The sequence below is a fragment of the Streptomyces sp. NPDC096311 genome, assembly GCF_044763085.1.
Lineage (GTDB): Bacteria > Actinomycetota > Actinomycetes > Streptomycetales > Streptomycetaceae > Streptomyces.
In genome coordinates this window covers 90,511-108,033 of record NZ_JBIWFN010000030.1, presented here as the reverse complement: position 1 = coordinate 108,033, position 17,523 = coordinate 90,511, and the positions used below count along the sequence as shown (strand labels likewise).

The window sequence follows — 17,523 nt, the reverse complement described above, 5'->3', positions numbered from 1 at the left end:
GCTGTCAAGCAGCTGGAGCGAGGTCGTTTTGAGTGATATGCGTGGCCGGTGTGCTGGTCAGGGCGTGGTGGACCTCGCGGGCGACGAGTCGCTTGCTGCAGCGCATGATGTCCTTCTTGGACAGCCCTTCCTTGGTGCGGCGTTCGACGTAGGCGCGGGTGCGTTCGTCGAAGCGCATCCGGACCAGCCCGATGGTGTGCAGCGCGTTGTTCGCGGCCCGGGCGCCGCCGCGGTTGAGGCGGTGGCGGTGGGTACGGCCGGAGGAGGCCGGGATCGGAGCGACACCGGCGAGGTGCGCGAACGCCTTCTCGGACCGCATGTGTTCGGGGTTGTCACCGGCCAAGGTCAGCAGCTGGCCGGCGGCCTCGGGGCTGACGCCGAACAGCTCCAGCAGCGTGGAGGACGCCTGCTTGACCAGCGGGCCGATCTCGGTGTCCAGGGCCTGGTGGCGGCGGGCGGTCCACAGCGCCCTCACCGCCTCGCCACGGTGTCCCGGCTCTTCGGCGTGCCGGCGGTCAGCCGGACAGCACGGCCGTCGCGGCGGCGTAGGGGTCGATCGGGTCGGACTTGCCCCCCCATCTGCCGCATTTTGCTGTCCGGACGGACCATGTCCCCGACGGCGACACCGGCGGCAGCCAGCACCGGGCGAGCCCGGCACCGTAGGCGCCGGAGTCCCCCGTCCACATCGGCCGGGGGCGACGGAAGCAGGCGGATGTTCTCGGTCAGGCGCGGATCGCGCCCATCGGGTCCGGCACCTGCACCAGCAGGTGCACCGGCTCGCCGGGCACCGGCGGGATCGGTTCGGCGGTCAGGATGTCTCTGCACTGGGTGCTGGCCTGTGCGTTCAGTTCCTTGTGGATCAGCGTGTGCAGCTCGATCGGGTTCATCGCTGGACCTCCTTGACGCTCGGGGTGCCGTTGAACTTCGCGACCCACGATCCAGGCGGTCCGGTCAGGCGGGCCGTTGCGGTTCCGTCCGGGCTCGGCGCCCAGCCGGCCATCGCCGTCCGGCGCGCGTCCTTCTCGTCCAGCGCACGGACCGTCGTGGTGATCGGAGCCGTGATCGTGACCGTGAACGTCTTGAGCGGCGGCGCCGTCCTGCGCCACTTTCGGTACTGAGCAACGGCGTGCTGGTAGCGCACCAGCTCCCGCACGCACTGCTCGATGCGTGCGAACCCGCGGGCCGCGTCGTGGCTGGTGGTGTCGATGTCGCTGAACCGCACCCACTCTCCGGTACCGACCCCGCAGGGACCCGAACGCTCGTACAGGGTGTCCAGCGGTGCGCCTGCGGCCTTCGCCTTCGCGCAGCGGTCCTTGATGTACTCGGCGTGAGAACCGATCTCTACAGCCCAGGCGACCATGTGCAGGTAGCCGTGGTGCTCGGCGGGGTCCGTGACGTGGTTGATGGCGCCACCGTAAGGCGGGTCGAACTTCGGCTCCTGCACTGTCAGCTCTCCTTCGCGCTCAGGCTGTAGGCGGTCTCGATCTCGGCGCTGTCGTTGTTCTTGCCGACGGAGGTGGGGCGGCCGAAGAACCCGGCGCTGATGAGGTCCGTGTCGCGTTTGGTACGGACCAGGTAGTGGGAGTTGTTGTCGGGGTTTTCGGACACGGGGTTCCTCCTGGGGTGGTTGGCCGGGCGGCCACCACCACGCCCCCGAAGGGGCGGACGGAAGCTGTCCGGTCAGCTGCGCAGGCGTCGCTTCGCCGCGTACAGCGCGCAGGCTGCGAGCGCGATCTCGTTGTGCGCGTTGGTCTCGGCCTCCAGGAAGTCCTCGTCGTCCTCGTCCCAGGACAGGCGGGCGTCCTCCCAGGAGAAGACGGCCGCGTCGAGCTGGATCTCGGCCAGGGCCAGCTGTTCGCGCGGGTCGGTGGGCTCCTTCGGCAGCACGACCCAGCCGCGCTCCTCGCACCACACGCCGCGGGTCGCATGGTCGTGCAACCGACCGTCCGCCGGTCCGGTCACCGCATCGGGGAAGTGCTCCCCGGGCGTCAGGGTCGGGCCGTAGATCTCGACGGCGCCGGTCTCGATCTGCTCACGGGTAAACGTGGTGGGCGTCGGTTTGCCGGCCACGGTGCCGTCGGCCTCGGGCAGCCAGATCACCTTCGAGCCGTCGCGGCGGATCACGTCGTAGGAGAGCTGACCGAGCATGTCGGGCTGCCCGGGGCGGCGGAACATGACGATCATCCGGTCCGGGTCGATCTCGTGCCATTCGCGCGGCATGGTCGTGTTCATTGCGGAGGTGTCCTTGTCTCTAGGTCAGGCGTTGGAGTCGCTGATCAGCGGGCACGGCTCATCGCCGCAGTTCTCGCAGGATTCGCACTCGTCCTTGCAGCGGTGGCTGGAGACCTCCAGGGCCTCGGTGAACGCGGCGCGGACCTGCTCGGGGAAGCGCGGGTCGGTGGAGTGCTTGTACATCGAGCAGGCCCAGGCGTGGTCTTCGCCGGAACGACCGCCGTCGATGGTGTGGTGGTGGATGTTGTGCGGCAGCAGCGCGTCGATCTGGGCGCCGTTGACGAAGGTGGTGGTGTCGGGATTACCGTCGGAGTCGATGTAGGTGATGACGTCGATCCGCGGGCGCCACAGCTGCGTTTCCGGCTTTGTTCAGGCTGACTAGCGCTCGGACTCCCTCAGAACCCGAAGCTCACGGCTGAGTTGGCCGCCGAGCTTGACGAACTCGGTCACGTCCTCCTGCCGCGGGCGCCGGGTCTTCTTGCCTTTGCCGGCCGCCTTGACCGGCGGGCGGTAAACCTCTGCGTCCTCCGGGTTGCTGCCGGCGTACGACACGGTGTGCAGCACTTGCGTGAGGTACCTGCGCAGCCAGGTCGCCAGCCGGGGGATGTCCCGCTCGCCCAGGTCCTCGTTGAAGTGGAAGCCACTCACTGTGCGGGCGACGGCGTCGGTGACCGTCGTGGACTCCGCTCCGAGCGGCACTGTGCACCGCAGTGTCTGGAGCACCAGCCCTTCGGGGGTCGAGATGTACCCCACGAACATCACGCCCAGGTCCTCGAACCGGTCGTCGTTCGAGGAGCACAGGCGTTCCCCGTCGTCCCACCGCCCGAAGGTGTAGGCGACGAGGGGGATGCCGATCGCGTCCCGGTAGTACTGCGTGTCCTCGTCGGAGAAGTCCGGGGTGTTGAGGACGATGAGTGGGTTTCTGTACTTCAGACCCCTCACCACAGCCGTCGGCAGCTCAGCCGGCGACTCCGACAGGGTGGCCAGCAGGTACTCATCCATCGCGAGAACCGTCTTGCCGCCCCTCCACAGCTCGTGGATCGCGGCGTCACGCCCCATCGCCGACATCTCGCGGCGGTCGTTGGGACGGACCGGGATCAGACCCTTCGGCACCTCCTTGGTGCCGGCCGTCAGGTACGCCACCAACTCCTTCAGAGACGGGTACCTGCTCACACCTCCCTGGATGTGCGACGCCATGGCCTTGACCATCTCTCTGGCCAGTTCCAGCGTCTTCTTGTCGGTGCGCTGTTCCACCTCTGCTCTCTCCTCTCAAGAAAACGAGAGAGAGCCCCACCGGACCACCGGCAGGGCTCTCTCGCTGTGTCTGTGCTACATGTCCTTGTTCGTCTTATCGAAGGCTTCGCGGACCTCGGCCGGCACACGCCCGCGGCTGGCGATGTCGGGCCAGCCGTTCGATCTGGCCATCAGCGTGCGTCGGACGGCGTCGAGGAACGCGGCTGCCGGACTCACCGAGGTAGGTCAGGGTCATGTTCGGTTCGAGCTTCGTGGGCATGAGTTCTCTCCTAGGAAAGCAAAAGGCGGTCCACCGGAATGGTGAGCCGCTGAGTTGTTCTGATGTCCTTGGGTCTACTGCTCTTCGTGACAGAGCCCGTTGTCGATCAGGTACGTCTTGTCGGCAGCGAGCTGCCGGATCCTCTCGATGTGGCTGGAGCTGGTCCTGGCCCGCGTCGCGGCTGCGCCCGTGATGATCCTCATTGCGGACTGCCACTCTTCTGCGCTGCCTTCTGGCTGGTGCGCCTGCTGTAGTCGTCCGATCAGGCGGTAGGACCGCACGAGATCCTGGGCCAAGTCGCTCGGTGCGGGAAGCAGCATGTGGTGGAGGCTGCTCCACGACGTGGTGAGCAGCGCGGTCGAGCTGACAACGGCGATCTTCATTGGTCAAGGGTTCCTCTTGGAGATGAAGACGCGCCCGTTCCCCTGGACGAAGACCTCGTCCTCCCTGAGCACGTATTCCTTGGAGAAGCCGACGATCCGCAGCATCTTCGCCAGGTGCTCCTGCACGTCGCTCACCGGTGCCCCTCCTGCTCGATGATCGTGGCCAGCGTCAGCTCGGCCCACTGCTTCTTGACGTTCTCCACTCCGAGCCTGGAGTTCGGGTGGCCCTCGCGCGGGTTCGGCACATTCTCGCGGATCGTCATGCTGCCGATACGCGAGCCGTCGCTAAGGCTGAACTTGCGGCCGTCGAACTCGGCGTACTCGCACGCCTCGGTCGACTCGCAGTTGTAGACGCTCGTGATGCTGTCGACGAAGATGCTGTTGCCCTTGAGGCTCTCTCCGAAGTACTTCACGGCCAGGGAGCGGCGGACCTCGCCGAACACGTCCAGTGACATGTTGTGATCGTCGGCGTACTTCTCCAGCAGGACCACGTCTGTCTTACGTTCCGCGGTCTCCTCCTGCCCCGGGCCGCCGCGCGGGTCCCGGTAGTACCAGATCACTTCCACCGTTCGGGCCAGACTCACTTCTCCGTCGTTCATCGGCTGGTTACGCGGTGCATGAGGGTCCAGCCCTCGGTGCCCACGGTGGCGCTGCTCATTCGCCCTCGCCTTCTGATGTCGATGTCGTTTCGTCGAGCCATTCCAGGTCGCCGACGCCGTGCCAAGTCCAGGACGCCAGACCGGGATTGACGCCCGGCGGGACGTCCCAGGTGATGAGGACGATGCGGTCGCTGAAGCCACGCCCAGTGATGGCGCCCTTTGCATCCTCCGAATGCGGGGACGCGGAGACGACGCCCCGATCCCACGGGAAGTCGTCGGGGTCGATCGTGATCGGCATCAGCGCGTCAGCTCCAGCACGCGGTCTCTGGCGGCCCGCATGTTGATTCGGACCGGGGCCTCCCCGCCGGTCCACTGACAGATCAGGAAGCCGGTCGCGTAACCGATGCCGCTGTAGCCCTGGTCGATGTGCTCGGCACCGATCACGCGGTAGATCGCACCGACGAGCCGGAACAGAGTGCCGGGCACGATGTCGCACGCGTACGTCCAGCAGTCGGCCGCGTAGTAGGCCACCGCTGCATCCGGGATATCCCACGGACTGGCGTAGGTGCCCTCGATCTCAGGGCCGGCGACCAGGTTCGAGAGGTCGCCCAGGAGCTGGCCGGCCTCGTCGAAAATCTCGACGGTGTACGGGAATCTGCGGCACTCACGAATTGCTGCTGCGTCCTCGGTGTCGAAGTCCCACCACGTGTACGCGTCGGGTTCGTCGGGGTGCTGAATCCGGACCCGGATTTCAGGCAGCGGCTGCCGCACTCCGCGCCTCCTTCCACTGCGCGTACAGCTCGGCCGCGGGCCTGGGGACGAGCCAGGGAAAGACGTCGGCCCACTCCCTGTACTGCTCGGCGGGCGACTTGTCCCAGGTGTCGGTGCTGGCCGGTCCCGTGATCAGCGTCGGGTCCGCACGCAGCTCCAAGATCGCCTGCTTGGCGTTGCGCTGGTACATCAGCGCTTCGTGGGCGAGCCCGGCACGCTGCTCGGAGGTGTTGCAGTCGTCGCAGAACCGCTTCCTGCGCCCGGACACCTTGTGGACCGCCATCACCGTGGCGGGCGGCGGGTAGGAGCCGTGACGGCCGATGCACTGGTAGACCCCGTAGTTGTGCTGCGGCCCGCCCTCGTGGACCTGGGACCACTCGGTGACGATTTCGAAGTCCTCGATCTCCGCGACCAGTTCGGACAGCGGCACGACGTGACTGCGGGTGTACTCCGGGTGGAGAAAAGCGGCGTACGGCCTGGCCACGTTACGACGGTAGAAATTCCCGTCGGGCCTGCGGAAGTTCTCGATCGGACCGTAGTGGTGCTCGGTGAAACCGTCCTCGACCTCCACCGTGATGCGCGCCCAGTCACCGACCATGAACCGGATGTGGTGCTTCTCGACGGCCGCCTTCCACACCTCGTCCGACCCGTTACCGTTGACCCAGGCGTCCCGAACGATGCCGTCGATGTTGTACCGCTCCGGGTCGCGACGCTTCCCTTCGAGGTATTCACGAGCCGACTCGCGCATTTCACGCATGCTTACACTCATGGTTTCCCTTTCTGCTGCTGAGACGAATGTGTGTAAGTGCCCGGGGCGGGAATCGAACCAGCTGAATGCCGCACAGGGGAGGACGGCATCCGCTGCTCATCGACCGGGCGGGCTTTCAGATCTCCCAGCCCTCGAAAAGGCCGTCCGCCACGCCGACGATCTGAATGCGCTTGGCGAGGTTGGACGCCTCGTCGGCCACGCGCTCCAGCTCCTCGTGGATTCCGCGCGGGTTGTCTCCCTCCCGCTTGAGCTGCTTCCACGCCTCGATCGCCGACCGCAGGGAATCGGCCTTGCCCTTGAGGATGTTGCGATTCTCTTCGGAGATCACCCGGTCACCGGCGATCGCGAGAGCCGTCATGTGCGGGTGATCGATCTGCATGCCGGGCTTGGCGTGCCAGGCATTCGGGAGTCGGCCGCCCTCACGGGCCGCCTGGTCGATCGCGCCGAAATTCACGAAGACCATCTGCATGAACTGGTCCAACGTCCCGCCCTTGTTCACGGTGTGGCGGCAGGCTTCGAGCATGCCGGTCAGCACCAGGTGGGCGGAGTTGGCATCGGGCTGGTTGGGAGCGGTCGGCATGACTTTGGCCCTTGCAGCTGGTGATTTTGATGGCGATCGGGCGCGCTTCAGTACCAGACGAGTCGCTTACTGCGCTCGCGGGTGGACTCATGCGCTTCTTCGGTGGGGATTTCGAAGCGCCACAGGTTGACGCCCCCGCCGTCGTAGTCGTCGGCGGACTTGATCTCGTAGGAGCCGACCGGCCAGCCATTGCCGACCAGCCATTCACGGGCCGACTGGCCAGCCGAAGGTTCGCTGTCGATCACGTCGTACGGGCAGTCGATGCACTCGAAGAAGTCCGGGTGCTCGTGCCGGTACATCCGGTACTCGATGCGGTAGAACAACCTCAGTGTTGCGCCCGAGGAGATCTGCTTTACCCAGTGCGGCGTCTGGAGGCCGTAGTCCTTCATGGACAGGCCCCCGCCATCGGCGCGTTCACTGAATTCGAGGTACGCCCCCGTGACCTGTCCGGCCTCGTCCCGGCGGACGTCGTACACCGACCACTTCGCGCCGCGGCCGTCGATCAGGACTCCGATGGGTTTCCGCTGGTCCGTGCCGTTGCGTTCCATCAGCATGTGATCAGTCCTTCTGCTCGACGGTGAGGGGTGACCATTCGTTGGCGAAGCGGACGTGTCCGTACGTGTCCAGCTCGATGAACCCGGTGGTGCCAGCGACCAGCCAGCCGGTGCGCTCACGGCCGGTCTCGGTCTTGCGGGACAGCACCTTGAAGCCGATCGGCTCTCCGCACTTCGGGTAGCTGGTGAGGAACGCGCGGGCCATGGACACGTCCAGCGCCGGGACGATTCGCCAGCCCATCTCCCGGGCGAGCTGCTCGGCCCGGTCGACACCGGCCGCGAAGATCCCGTCCTGGTAGGTGCGGGGGTTGGCGGTCGTGAGGTGCAGCTCGCCGAAGCTCTCGGTCAGCGCGAACGGCCACGTCCACGCGATACCGATGACCTTCTCGGTCTCGATCACGAGCACGTCGCCGGCGCGGATGTCATCGCGACACTGCGTGGCGTTGTATGCCTCGGTCGTGTCGTCGAAGTGGTGGACGTTCGGCCCGGCGTTCGCGCTGCTCACGCTGAGACTCCCTGTGAGTGGTAGCGGCCAGCGAAGAGGTTGGAGTGAGTCGGAATGTCGATCCACGTGTCGCGGTAGGTGCGGGTGACGTGGTCGCGGATCTCGGTATCGAGCGGCACGACGACGGAGCGGAACCACCAGGTAGGCAGAGCGCGGCTGTTCTCCACGAAGCGGACTTCGGCGCTCGGGATGTCCCGCGTGTGCATCTCGTGGGCCGCGTCGCGCATCTCCTCGAAGCGCAGGGACTGGACGCCGTAGAGCTGCTTGCCCTCGACGTAGACGTAGAAGCGGCCGGTTGTGTGGGTCACGGTGCGGCCCACACCGATCTCGTAGACCTCGGTGCCGTACCAGCCCTGGTTGTCCTTGCAGAAGCTGCTGATCCAGCTCAGCGGGTCGGGCATCCCGTCGGGGCGGCCGTCGTCCAGGTGCAGGAGCTGGCCGTAGCCGTTGTCCAGGATGCGGACCGGAAGGAGCCTGCCCACCAGGCCCAAGTGCATCATGCACTCGGACGCTCCGACCTTCACGACGACGGTGTCACCTGGCTCCACGTAGTGTTTCGCGGGCCTCTTGTAGTGGTGCATATGAATTCCCTGGAATGGAGTTGTGGTTGACAGTCGAAAGCCCGGGGCGCGGGCGTTGCTGCTGCGTCCTGGACTTCCGTGAGCTCAGTCGCTGATTGATGTGCGGGGGCCGTCAACGTGCACCACAAACGTCTGCTGAAAGTCACGTCCGAGGTACTCGCGGATCTTCACGCGGAATGGGCCGCCTTTACGTCCGCTCATATGGCGGACCGCCCAGTCTGCAACTGGGTCTGGCTCAGCTGAATTGCGACGCGGTTTCAGCTCCACGTAGCGCGTCACGGTGTCGACCCATGAATCCGGACCCTCGCATCGCTGAAGCATGAAGAACCACAGGGGCTCGCCGATTTCAGGCGGGTTCACCTTCGAACAGCTCCGTGCCGATCGGCACGCTGTACGACGAAAGGCGCACGCGCTGGTCCTGGTCGCCGACGATGTTGTACAGGACGAAGCGTTTCTTCTCCGCGTACTCCATGGCGAACTGCGCCGTCGGGAATACCATGGCGCTCGCCAAGGTGTGGAAATGCCCGTTGATGGAATTGCCACCGACGCCCATGATCCGGAAGCGCTGGCCCTCGGGCGGCATCACGTCCTCGTACAGGTAGCCCGGCAGCGAGTCCCAGCCGAGCGTCTTGACGTACTCCCGGTCGGCGCTCTCACGCGTCTGGTGCTCGGTGATGGTGAGCACGCGCTTCTTGGCGTGCAGACAGCGCGGCGGCCATGAGCTGGGGAACCGATGCCAGACCGGACACGGGCCGGGGTCGTAGTCCGGCTCGGACTTCTCGCAGCACGGTTCCATGACCACGACGGTCAACGTCATGTCAGCCCTCCAGGCGCAGCAGATCGCGCAGCACGGCCGGCCCCTTGTCGGCCGGCGGTTCCTCGGACGTCTCGGCCGGCTGATGGAGACGGGGCTTGTGTCCGACTCCGGCGTCCAGCTCCCACCCGGCGCGGCGCCGCGGTGCCAGGACGTCACGGCCGAACGTCGTGACCCGGCACTGCCCACCCGAGGTCAGATCCAGCAGCCCCTCATGGACCAGCTTCTGTCCGGTGTCCGCTGTGACCACGAACCGAAGTCCGTTGCCGCGCCCCGGATTTACGGACCAGTTGGTCAGTCCGTTCAAGTGAGTCAGCCATCCCCGGTCCGCACACTCCAGCACCAGGTGCGCACGGCCGGACAGCTTGTACGTCGTCGGGTCCGTGGCGTTCGCGTCCTCGCCCTGGGTCTCCTCGCTCTTGTCCCTCACTCGTTCTCCTCGATGATCTCCGGGTGCTGCTCGGCGTTGTTGCAGTTGGGTCCGCGCTCGTGCTCCTTCTGGAGCTGGTTCGCCGTGTTCCAGAAGTCGAAGACCCGGAAGAGGGCGGCCAGCCTGTTCGTCTCACCGCAGCCGAGTTCGGCGCCGCACTCGTAGCTGTCCGGGTCGACCGTGCCGGACCACGTGAAGACGAAGTCCTCGGTCGCCTGGAGCTGCTCCTGCCGCCTCTTTCGCCGGTCGCGCCAAACACTGACCCTGTCGAGAACTGCGTCGATAACCACGGGGAACCTCCTAGCCCATTCGACGGACGGGCTTCGAAATGCAGGATGGACAACGGAACGTCACGGCGAGGATGGCGGTCTCCTGATTGGCGGAGTTGCTGCTGCATGCCCGCCGACTCGGCGGCCGGCCGATCCTCAGCCCGACCGTGCACGGCGCGCACAGCCACGGCCGGACTCGATACCTCCCTCGCACCGAGTCCGACCGGAAGCCATCTACGCGCCCAACTCCCGCCGCCGCCGAGTGGTCTGGTTGAACACGCCCTGCCTTGCGTACTGCTGAAGCAGGTCTCGAATGTCAGCCGCCACGGATTCCAGGTCGACGGGGCGTGTCTCGAACAGCGGCATCGACGCGTCTCGGGCGTGACTGGGCCCCAGTACGTACGCGGAATCAGCGACGCGGCACCAGTCCTTCCACTGCCACAGCACCAGCCCATCCGGCACGGTCCGGTTCTCGGCCAGCAGCCCGGTTCGGGTGAACAGAAACGCGCCGCTCACCCCGGTCACCTGCTGCTGCACCCACAGTCCCGGCAGTAGCTCGGCCCTGGTCAACAGGCCGTCACTCGACTGGAGTTGTCGTACCTGCATCGCGGTGCGCGCGATACCGGCCAGCTCGGGCGACAGCCGGTCGGCCTGCTCGTCCTGGGGCGCCGACGGCCGGGTCTTCGGGGCGCTCGCTCCGTAGACGTACGGCTTGATCAGATTCACCAGCGCCAGGTGCGACTCGTGACGGGTCGGCGACTGGCCGCGCGCCATGGCCCCTTGCCGACCCTCGACTGTGGTGATCCGATTCCGTCGGAAATTGGTCATGCGGTGCGGATCCCTTCCTTTTCGATGATGGGCGGCAGCACCTTCGTGGCGGTCTCGGCCAAACCGCCACGCCACCAGATCGGGCACAGCAGCATCGGCGGAAGCGGCAGGGCGCGAGGCAAGAGCAGTCATGGTGAACAGTTCGTAGGAGGAGATGGAGAAGCCCACGAACAGCCGCCCCGACAGGGGCCACCCGTAGCCGACATGCGCATGACATGCCACAGAGTCGTCCGGATCAACTCCGTTGATCCCCCAGCGCCAAACAGACCCGCAGGCGCCTTGCGCGCCCGAGCCCCGCTCGGCACGCCCTGTGTGCCCTCTGTCTCGTGGCATTCTGGCTCATCGCCGACCGTCATTCAATGGGCATTCGAATAAAATGCCCTCGGAGGTTAGTCGATCCAATCGGACTGGTCGTTGACAGGAGAGGCGAGATGAGAAGCGATGAAGACCTGGAGGACGAGGAAGGCTGGGCTCTCTGCTGCGGCGCCGGCTGCGGTCGCGGGCGTTGTGCTCGTCGGGTGTTCCGGCAACGGCGGAACAGCCCAGGGGCCACAGCCGTCGCCTGCGCCAAGTCCGACCACGGGCAGCGCCAAGGTCACTGACAAGACCCTCGGCGAGGCGCTCGGCAAGCTCGCCTTCCAGGGCACCAGGAGTTCCAGCGAGCCCGAACGGCAGCAGCCATACGGTGGAAGTAGCGGTTGTCGAGGCGGGCACGGGCCAGGATCATGGCGGCTCTCTCCTTCAAGGGCGGCCCCAGGCGTGAGAGTTGAGGGCGGTCAGATGAATGGAGTGCTGGACTTCAGAGACCGTGCTTCTCGTGGTCGTAGGGCTCGTCCGGCCGGTGGACCGCGATGTGCACCATGGGTGTGGACCCGTCGGTCTCCGGGCGCTGCGCGGCCGGTGCCGGCGTCCGGGTCTGGGTGCTGATCTCACGGGCGATCAAGAGGATGCAGGCGACGATGGCCAGCACGATGAAGAGGAGCGCCAGGCTCTGTAATGGCGTCAGGGGGGACATGGGGACGGTCCTTTCGGCGAGTGGAGCGTGGAGCCGCCGACTCACAGAGCTCGGCGAGGGTGTGGCCGCAGGAGAGGTAGGTGACCTCGTACAGCGGGCCCTGGCCCCAGCGCGGGTCCCAGTCCTCGGGCGGAAGGGCGGGTTCGACGGTGCGTTTGACGATGTCGCGGGGCAGGCCCGGCTCGCTGGTCTCGTCGTAGGAGCAGAAGAGGCACCACTCCAGCTCGGGCAGCTGCGCGGCGACGCCGAGCAGAAGAGGGTTCACGGCGGTACGGGACATGGCAGATCTCCAGATCGGTACGGGAAGAGGTGAGAAGCAGCCGACACTGCCCCGGGCGGGGCCAAGCCCCACAAAGCCCGGCAGCCGGGTGGGGTGGCCGGGCAAGAGCCTGGGGGACGGCGCAGTGTCTGGGCACGCCCCCTGCCCGTCTTCCGGCCAGCGGCCGCGCGGGTGGGAGTCAGGTCAGGTCGCTCCACGACTCGGCGTTGAGGGGCAGGAACTGGTACGACTCATCAATGGCCTCGGGATGGTCGCCGTCGGAGGTGGGGCCGTCACAGTCGAAGCCGCTCAGCAGCGCGCAGGTCGCTTCCGTGCCTGCTTCCTGACACAGACCGCAGGCCAGCGTGAACGACCCGCACGCCTCGGGATCACCACTGAGGTGGCGCCAGTAGAACAGGTGGCAGCGGGTGCACACCGACCCGCGGGTGCGCTCGATGCCGAGCGTCGTCGCGGTGAGGGCATACGCGGCCTGGTCCATGCCGATCCTGTAGAGGGTGAGTTCGGCTGTCCGGCCCCCGCCCTTCGCGACGCTCAGTGTGTCCTCGACGCCGTTTTCATCGCACGGCCCGAAGTACTCGCCGGGTTCGGCACGGATGAGGTCGAGGGCCACACCCTCAGGAGTGGTGAAATGGCCGCCGCAGGGAAAGAGCGCGTCGTGGAGCTCGGCCCATGCGTGGCGGACGAGACCGGCGACACGGACCGTGACCTCAAACGAGTCACCGATCAGGAGATGACCGCTGCCGTATCCGGGCAGGTTGAACTCCAGGCGGTCATACCGGAGTTGCCCGTCGACGCCGGTGGCCCCTCCCAAGTGGGGGCAGGCGGCTCTCAGGTAGGCGGCTGCAGACCGGGCGGCATCGGCCACAGCTGCATTCCATGCGGTGCGGGCAGCGTGCTGCGGGCTGTCTGCGGGGAACATGGAGTCGGTATCCACGGCGTGCCCTTCGCTTGACAGGAGGGGGTGGCTTCTTGAGGGCTGGATGGCTCCGGGGCGAACCTGGGGGGCTCCGGCACACGGTGACAGGACCTGGGCCAAGGGCAGCAACCCGCCGGGCCGGGCGGGCGGATTGGACGGGCCAGGAGCGCGGGTTGTCAGTGGTCGGGGGTGCAGGACGGGGCCGGAGGCCAGGGCGGGGTGGTTCGGGTGGGTCAGCCGTGATGGCGGGCGATGTGCTCGTTGCGCAGTGCACGGGCCAGGTTCTCGTCCGGGGTGAAGACGATCTGGCCGTGGTCGGTGCAGTGGGCGGCGTAGTCGGTCAGTTGGCCGCTGCGGATGGGCGTGAGCGGGCCGACCGTCGGATGCTCGGGCACGGGTTCGGGTGACGAGGCAGGCGCGGGATGCGGGGCGAGGTCGCGGTAGCAGGTGCAGGAGCGTCGGCGGTGGACTTCGACGGCCTGGCCGTTGTCGCTGTCGCTGTCGGGGACTTGATGGTGTTCACCGTGAACGTCGAACACGACATGGCCACGGTCGTCGGCGGGGTGGGCGGGGCAACCGTCGCCCTGCCATCGCAAATCTGCGGAGAGAGTGACCTGGTGGCATCGTGCGAACTCTTCGATGGCCGCGAAGTCCTCCCGCCAGGACCACGATTTGGCCCAGTCGCCGGTCTCTTCGTCCACCTGGAAACCGGTGATACAGCGGCCGGTCGATGTGCCCTCGGCCTGCTCGATCACCGGGGTGAAGAACCGCGTGAGACCGGAGAGGCAGTCCTCTTCGTCGGGACGGGCCAGGCTCACCGGCCGGCCGAAGGTGATGCGGCCCTTGTAGTACAGCTCGTATCCCACAGAGGGTCTCCTTGGCTGGTGCTGTTCGGGTGTTGTGGAGGTTGGAGCGGGAAGGAGCAAGCCGGGCAAGACCTTGCGGCTCATCCCCTTGCCCCTCTGATGGGTGAGTTCTCCGGAGTCGACAGCCCGTCTGAGGGCACGGGGGCAGGGCAGCGCACAAGACACACCCCGGCGACGGGGTGTGCCTTGTGCGCGTAAGCGCGGTGCGCGGGATGTCAGTTGGCCGGGCTGGCCGGTCTGGACGGGGTTGTTGGCGTGGCGATCGCCCCGGGAGATGTCACCCTCGATGTAGGTGATCATCGATCCGTCAGGGGCGCGCATCGTGCAGTAAAGCGAGGACTCCACCCAGACGGTGGTCCAGCCTGCGGTGTACAGGGCGGCGCTGACGGGATCGTCTCCCCCGGACCCGCTGAAGAACCCAGGGGCTGTGGCGAAGTCCGAAGCCAGGGTGCGCAGGACGTCGTCCGCATTCTTCGCGGAAGGAAGCAGGGTGTGGAAGGCGTGGCGGTCCGGCCCGGGGGTCGATGGCGTACGTCTGCGGCAGCCGGAGGCTGTCGGGCGGGCGGCCAGGGCCCGCAACCCGCTGGCCAGCCGCCCAGCGGGGCGAGGTTCACTCCGCCGACGTAAACGGCGAGGATCACGAAGCGGGCACTAGCCATATGTGGCCTTGGAGCGGGCTGGGCTGCGAATCGTCCCGTGAATTGCGGGGCTGTAGGTGGCCCGCCAGCCTACCGGCGCCTGCCCCACCTCTCAGCGCAACATGCCAGAACCGATACCGACCTGACCAAGCACTTCTAGAAGTGGCGATTCAGTCCTCTCTGCGGGCGACGCTAGCGATCAGCGCCATGTCGTCGGCGTCTCGCCATTCGCTGATCAGTCGCCACCCAGCTTCGCTCAGAAGCCGCTCAGCCTCGCGCCTGCCGTCCTCGGGGTCTCCGCTTTTGGCGGCGATCGTGGTGCGCTCGCTGAACGCGGGGGGCGTGTCATAGTCGGGCGACCATGCACGCTCGTCCCCCGGGTGCTCGCCGGTCAGCTTGTCCTGCCATACCGAAACATCCATGTGTGGCTGAGAGAGGTGACCGGTGCCGTAGGTCATCCAGGCACTGAAGTGTGGGCTGCTCGACCATTCGGTCTCACGCTCGTTCTCCAGGTCCCAACGCTTGAACAGCTCGCCGAGCTGAGCGTAGATATGGCGGGCCTGCGCCTCGCTCAGGGTGAGTGTTCCGCCCCGGAGCCTGCCGTCTTCGGTGGGGGCAATCGGTGCGTAGTACTCAATGCCTGCGCGGTACCGGGTGATGCCGCCGATGATCAGCTCATGGCGACCGTGCAACGACTGCTCCACCGGCAGCAGATAGTTGAGGTCGGCCTTGTAGTAGGACGGAAGCTTGCGGACGTCGATGATGTCGCGTTCGGACATAAGGTTCCCCTTTTCCTTTTGAGGTACTCTTCCAAGTCATGCCTTCTTGCGCCGTGCCTGAGAGCACTTAGGCCGATCCCGGTAATGTCGTGCCATTCGGCGATGGACCGGGTCATTCCGAATGCGGTGAAGACTTCCGAGGGCTTCCCGGTATATGTGCTGGCCCCTTCGACTTCGGCACCCCCCGTTCCGCACACTCCGAGTGTTGGGTATGTTAACGCTTCCCCGCCTATGACCCATGGGCGTGTTGCGGGCCTCATCGAGTTTCCAGCCCATAGCCAATCGGGGCTAGAAGTCTTTTTCAGAGACACGCATCCCTGATGTGGGAATTGGCTTCTCCTCAGGGAGCTCCGCCGGGATGATCCTGCGCCTGTCGACGTTCTCGCTGAACAGCCACACCTCATCCGGATGGACATAGGACTGTTGGTTAGCGCGGTGCTTCGAACCGCAGCGTCAGCGTGGACGCTCGACCGCCGGTGTACGCATGGTCAGCCTTGTACTTGGTGATGGCAGTACCCACGATGGTGAAATCGTCACCTTCCAGTGGCCATGTGTACCGTCTCGGCGTCCCCTTGGTCGGATTCATCCTCACCTCGGATGCGCTGACTTCGGCAACGCTCAGTTGCCCCCGGAACTCGTTGGCCTCGTAGCTGGTCCAGTGCACGGTCCAGCCCGATTGGATAAAGGCGATCAGTTCCCGGAGCCTTTCCATGTTTCCGGGGAAGATAACGTTTGCACCAGAGACCCTGGCGGATGTCTCCTTGACTCCCGGCTCAGCAAACAGCGAGCGATAGGCAACACGACGATCCGGGAATTCCACCCCAGGCGGAATCTGATCGGCGTTCGGTCCCGGTTCAACTTCCCCAAACGGAACCAGAATCGGGGGAGCCGAGACACGCTCCACCTCGTAATGGCCAGTGTGCTTGTGACCGTCGCTGTAGCGGACCCTGGCGAGCCCATACACGGTCTCACCCTTCGCATGGACTCGTACGCGGAGACCCGTGAGAGGCCGCTTTTCGGTTGACATAACAGTTCCCCTTTCCAGATCCTTGCGGTTCAGCGCCCCATTCGGGGACCGAACGGTGTCGCAGATGCCGATGGATCTCAGCCGCAAGCCAGCTCGGTGGCCCGCGACCAACTGCCCATCCGGAAGCGGATGGTGGTCGCCGGCGGGACATCACCCTTCAGGTCCGCCGGATCCGTGCGCCAGGCCTCGTAGGCCGCTAGCGTCGTGGATCCCGTCTCCCGCAGGCACTGCCGGATCGCAGCAATGAGCTGCTCCTGGGTCCACTTCGTCGTCGCAGTCTGGAGCTGCTGGGGCTGTTCGATCACGGCGAGACCCGCGAGCTCCAGCGCACGGTTCCAGCTGCCGAAGCGGCGCTCGTAGAGCGGAGCTGATGGATCGGTGCCCCTGCGGCGCTGCTCGAAGGTGCGACGTCCCAGGGTGTTCTCTCCCTGCGCCAGGTGGATGAGCACGTGCAAGAGCTGCTGGTTGGTGTAGACGACCGGCCCGGACTTCATGGGCGCAGGGACGTGCACAGCAGACAGAGTCATGGTCGGTCCTCTCGTTCTGAAAGCCGGATGTGCGTCAGAGCGTCTGCACCTGCATCAGCTGCCGGTCGCGGGCGATGGACGCGAACATCTCGTTGAAGGTCCTGGGGAACTCGCCGTAGCAGGTCGAATCGTCGATCTCGACGGTGAGGTCCGGCCGTTCCTTGAGCCAGGCGGCGGCCTGCTTGTCGACATGGGCCGGGCTCTCGCCGTCGAAGTCGATCGGGTGCCAGGTCTTCTGGTCATCGCTCACGTGCAGCGTGAGCGTCACCAGATCGGCGTCGGTGGGGGCCGGGGCAGGAGCAAGAGCAGTCATGGCGAGCGGTCCTTCGTGGGGTGGGATGAGAAGCCCACGAACAGCCGCCCGAGAAGGGGCCACCCGCAGCCGACACGCACGACGTGTCACAGAGTCCTCCGGATCAACTCCGTTGATCCCCAAGCGCCAAACAGACCCACAGGCGCCTTGCGCGCCCGAGCCCCGCTCGGCGCGCCCTCTCCACCCCCTATCTCGCGGCATTCTGACTCATTACAGGATGTCATTCAATAGTCGTTTAGATAGGATGCCCTCGAAGACCAGTCGATCCAATCTGACTGGATGGCGACAGGATGGGCGAGGCGAGAGGCGATGAAGACCTGGAGGACGAGAAAGG

30 protein-coding genes are annotated in these 17,523 nt (G+C 66.1%); 1 reads left to right on the top strand and 29 read right to left on the bottom strand.

The genetic code is table 11. The features are described from left to right. Positions 1-4: 4 nt before the first annotated feature. The 6 genes from ACIRA5_RS47885 to ACIRA5_RS47860 all read right to left on the bottom strand — a co-directional run bounded on the left by ACIRA5_RS47885 (position 5) and on the right by ACIRA5_RS47860 (position 2,415). Positions 5-475 (bottom strand): IS110 family transposase, encoded by a 471-nt coding sequence (locus ACIRA5_RS47885; RefSeq protein WP_403703259.1) that lies wholly within the window; start codon positions 473-475, stop codon positions 5-7. Between the two features lie 247 nt (positions 476-722). Then, positions 723-887, bottom strand: coding sequence for a hypothetical protein (locus ACIRA5_RS47880; protein WP_403703256.1), 165 nt, complete (start codon positions 885-887; stop codon positions 723-725). Further along, the gene (locus ACIRA5_RS47875) at positions 884-1,444 is read right to left on the bottom strand and encodes a hypothetical protein (RefSeq protein ID WP_403703253.1); all 561 of its coding nucleotides are present in this window, start codon (positions 1,442-1,444) and stop codon (positions 884-886) included. Before ACIRA5_RS47875 ends, ACIRA5_RS47880 begins: the two co-directional genes overlap by 4 nt. A gap of 2 nt (positions 1,445-1,446) precedes the next feature. Next, on the bottom strand, positions 1,447-1,608 hold the full coding sequence (locus ACIRA5_RS47870; RefSeq protein WP_403703250.1) for a hypothetical protein: 162 nt from the start codon (positions 1,606-1,608) through the stop codon (positions 1,447-1,449). 72 nt (positions 1,609-1,680) lie between these two features. Continuing rightward, positions 1,681-2,232 carry a hypothetical protein gene (locus ACIRA5_RS47865; RefSeq protein WP_403703247.1) on the bottom strand — a complete coding sequence of 184 codons (552 nt, stop codon included), beginning with the start codon at positions 2,230-2,232 and terminating at the stop codon, positions 1,681-1,683. Positions 2,233-2,256: 24 nt separating this feature from the next. After that, the gene (locus tag ACIRA5_RS47860; RefSeq protein WP_403703244.1) at positions 2,257-2,415 is read right to left on the bottom strand and encodes a hypothetical protein; all 159 of its coding nucleotides are present in this window, start codon (positions 2,413-2,415) and stop codon (positions 2,257-2,259) included. A gap of 15 nt (positions 2,416-2,430) precedes the next feature. On the opposite strand from ACIRA5_RS47860, the gene ACIRA5_RS47855 reads away from it, so the two are divergent. After that, entirely contained in the window at positions 2,431-2,610 is a 180-nt protein-coding gene (locus ACIRA5_RS47855) for a hypothetical protein (RefSeq protein WP_403703241.1), read from the top strand. Here ACIRA5_RS47855 and ACIRA5_RS47850 read toward each other — a convergent pair whose 3' ends face one another. From ACIRA5_RS47850 to ACIRA5_RS47740, 23 genes are all read right to left on the bottom strand, one after another. Beyond that, positions 2,611-3,486, bottom strand: a complete 876-nt coding sequence (locus ACIRA5_RS47850) for a hypothetical protein (RefSeq protein WP_403703238.1) — start codon at positions 3,484-3,486, stop codon at positions 2,611-2,613. A 75-nt stretch (positions 3,487-3,561) separates the two neighbouring features. Further along, positions 3,562-3,702: a hypothetical protein gene (locus ACIRA5_RS47845; RefSeq protein WP_403703234.1), complete on the bottom strand. Its 141-nt coding sequence runs from the start codon at positions 3,700-3,702 to the stop codon at positions 3,562-3,564. Between the two features lie 117 nt (positions 3,703-3,819). After that, the gene (locus tag ACIRA5_RS47840) at positions 3,820-4,128 is read right to left on the bottom strand and encodes a hypothetical protein (RefSeq protein WP_403703231.1); all 309 of its coding nucleotides are present in this window, start codon (positions 4,126-4,128) and stop codon (positions 3,820-3,822) included. Positions 4,129-4,131: 3 nt separating this feature from the next. Continuing rightward, on the bottom strand, positions 4,132-4,263 hold the full coding sequence (locus ACIRA5_RS47835) for a hypothetical protein (RefSeq protein ID WP_403703228.1): 132 nt from the start codon (positions 4,261-4,263) through the stop codon (positions 4,132-4,134). Continuing rightward, the gene (locus ACIRA5_RS47830) at positions 4,260-4,712 is read right to left on the bottom strand and encodes a hypothetical protein (RefSeq protein WP_403703225.1); all 453 of its coding nucleotides are present in this window, start codon (positions 4,710-4,712) and stop codon (positions 4,260-4,262) included. Before ACIRA5_RS47830 ends, ACIRA5_RS47835 begins: the two co-directional genes overlap by 4 nt. 70 nt (positions 4,713-4,782) lie before the next feature. Next, positions 4,783-5,025, bottom strand: a complete 243-nt coding sequence (locus ACIRA5_RS47825) for a hypothetical protein (RefSeq protein WP_403703222.1) — start codon at positions 5,023-5,025, stop codon at positions 4,783-4,785. Beyond that, entirely contained in the window at positions 5,025-5,498 is a 474-nt protein-coding gene (locus tag ACIRA5_RS47820) for a hypothetical protein (protein WP_403703219.1), read from the bottom strand. Before ACIRA5_RS47820 ends, ACIRA5_RS47825 begins: the two co-directional genes overlap by 1 nt. Continuing rightward, entirely contained in the window at positions 5,479-6,255 is a 777-nt protein-coding gene (locus ACIRA5_RS47815; protein ID WP_403703216.1) for a hypothetical protein, read from the bottom strand. The genes ACIRA5_RS47820 and ACIRA5_RS47815 overlap by 20 nt, the downstream gene beginning before the upstream one ends. Before the next feature lie 127 nt (positions 6,256-6,382). Further along, positions 6,383-6,847 carry a hypothetical protein gene (locus ACIRA5_RS47810; protein ID WP_403703213.1) on the bottom strand — a complete coding sequence of 155 codons (465 nt, stop codon included), beginning with the start codon at positions 6,845-6,847 and terminating at the stop codon, positions 6,383-6,385. 47 nt (positions 6,848-6,894) lie between these two features. Continuing rightward, positions 6,895-7,401: a hypothetical protein gene (locus ACIRA5_RS47805; protein ID WP_403703209.1), complete on the bottom strand. Its 507-nt coding sequence runs from the start codon at positions 7,399-7,401 to the stop codon at positions 6,895-6,897. 4 nt (positions 7,402-7,405) lie between these two features. Continuing rightward, on the bottom strand, positions 7,406-7,906 hold the full coding sequence (locus ACIRA5_RS47800; protein ID WP_403703206.1) for a hypothetical protein: 501 nt from the start codon (positions 7,904-7,906) through the stop codon (positions 7,406-7,408). Next, positions 7,903-8,487 carry a hypothetical protein gene (locus ACIRA5_RS47795; protein WP_403703203.1) on the bottom strand — a complete coding sequence of 195 codons (585 nt, stop codon included), beginning with the start codon at positions 8,485-8,487 and terminating at the stop codon, positions 7,903-7,905. The genes ACIRA5_RS47800 and ACIRA5_RS47795 overlap by 4 nt, the downstream gene beginning before the upstream one ends. Before the next feature lie 346 nt (positions 8,488-8,833). Continuing rightward, positions 8,834-9,304 carry a hypothetical protein gene (locus tag ACIRA5_RS47790; protein ID WP_403703200.1) on the bottom strand — a complete coding sequence of 157 codons (471 nt, stop codon included), beginning with the start codon at positions 9,302-9,304 and terminating at the stop codon, positions 8,834-8,836. 1 nt (position 9,305) lies between these two features. Then, positions 9,306-9,731: a hypothetical protein gene (locus ACIRA5_RS47785; RefSeq protein WP_403703197.1), complete on the bottom strand. Its 426-nt coding sequence runs from the start codon at positions 9,729-9,731 to the stop codon at positions 9,306-9,308. Continuing rightward, positions 9,728-10,021, bottom strand: a complete 294-nt coding sequence (locus ACIRA5_RS47780) for a hypothetical protein (RefSeq protein ID WP_403703194.1) — start codon at positions 10,019-10,021, stop codon at positions 9,728-9,730. The genes ACIRA5_RS47785 and ACIRA5_RS47780 overlap by 4 nt, the downstream gene beginning before the upstream one ends. A gap of 213 nt (positions 10,022-10,234) precedes the next feature. After that, complete coding sequence (locus tag ACIRA5_RS47775) at positions 10,235-10,996, bottom strand: hypothetical protein (protein WP_403703192.1); 762 nt, start codon at positions 10,994-10,996, stop codon at positions 10,235-10,237. A gap of 631 nt (positions 10,997-11,627) precedes the next feature. Further along, complete coding sequence (locus ACIRA5_RS47770; protein ID WP_403703189.1) at positions 11,628-11,843, bottom strand: hypothetical protein; 216 nt, start codon at positions 11,841-11,843, stop codon at positions 11,628-11,630. Between the two features lie 458 nt (positions 11,844-12,301). Further along, positions 12,302-12,988, bottom strand: coding sequence for a hypothetical protein (locus ACIRA5_RS47765; protein WP_403703186.1), 687 nt, complete (start codon positions 12,986-12,988; stop codon positions 12,302-12,304). Positions 12,989-13,272: 284 nt separating this feature from the next. Next, the gene (locus tag ACIRA5_RS47760) at positions 13,273-13,905 is read right to left on the bottom strand and encodes a hypothetical protein (protein WP_403703183.1); all 633 of its coding nucleotides are present in this window, start codon (positions 13,903-13,905) and stop codon (positions 13,273-13,275) included. Between the two features lie 808 nt (positions 13,906-14,713). Further along, complete coding sequence (locus tag ACIRA5_RS47755; RefSeq protein WP_403703180.1) at positions 14,714-15,322, bottom strand: hypothetical protein; 609 nt, start codon at positions 15,320-15,322, stop codon at positions 14,714-14,716. A gap of 427 nt (positions 15,323-15,749) precedes the next feature. Beyond that, positions 15,750-16,286, bottom strand: coding sequence for a hypothetical protein (locus ACIRA5_RS47750; RefSeq protein WP_403703177.1), 537 nt, complete (start codon positions 16,284-16,286; stop codon positions 15,750-15,752). Positions 16,287-16,426: 140 nt separating this feature from the next. Then, positions 16,427-16,876, bottom strand: coding sequence for a homing endonuclease associated repeat-containing protein (locus tag ACIRA5_RS47745; RefSeq protein ID WP_403703174.1), 450 nt, complete (start codon positions 16,874-16,876; stop codon positions 16,427-16,429). Between the two features lie 34 nt (positions 16,877-16,910). Continuing rightward, positions 16,911-17,189 carry a hypothetical protein gene (locus ACIRA5_RS47740; protein ID WP_403703171.1) on the bottom strand — a complete coding sequence of 93 codons (279 nt, stop codon included), beginning with the start codon at positions 17,187-17,189 and terminating at the stop codon, positions 16,911-16,913. Between the last annotated feature and the right edge of the window lie 334 nt (positions 17,190-17,523).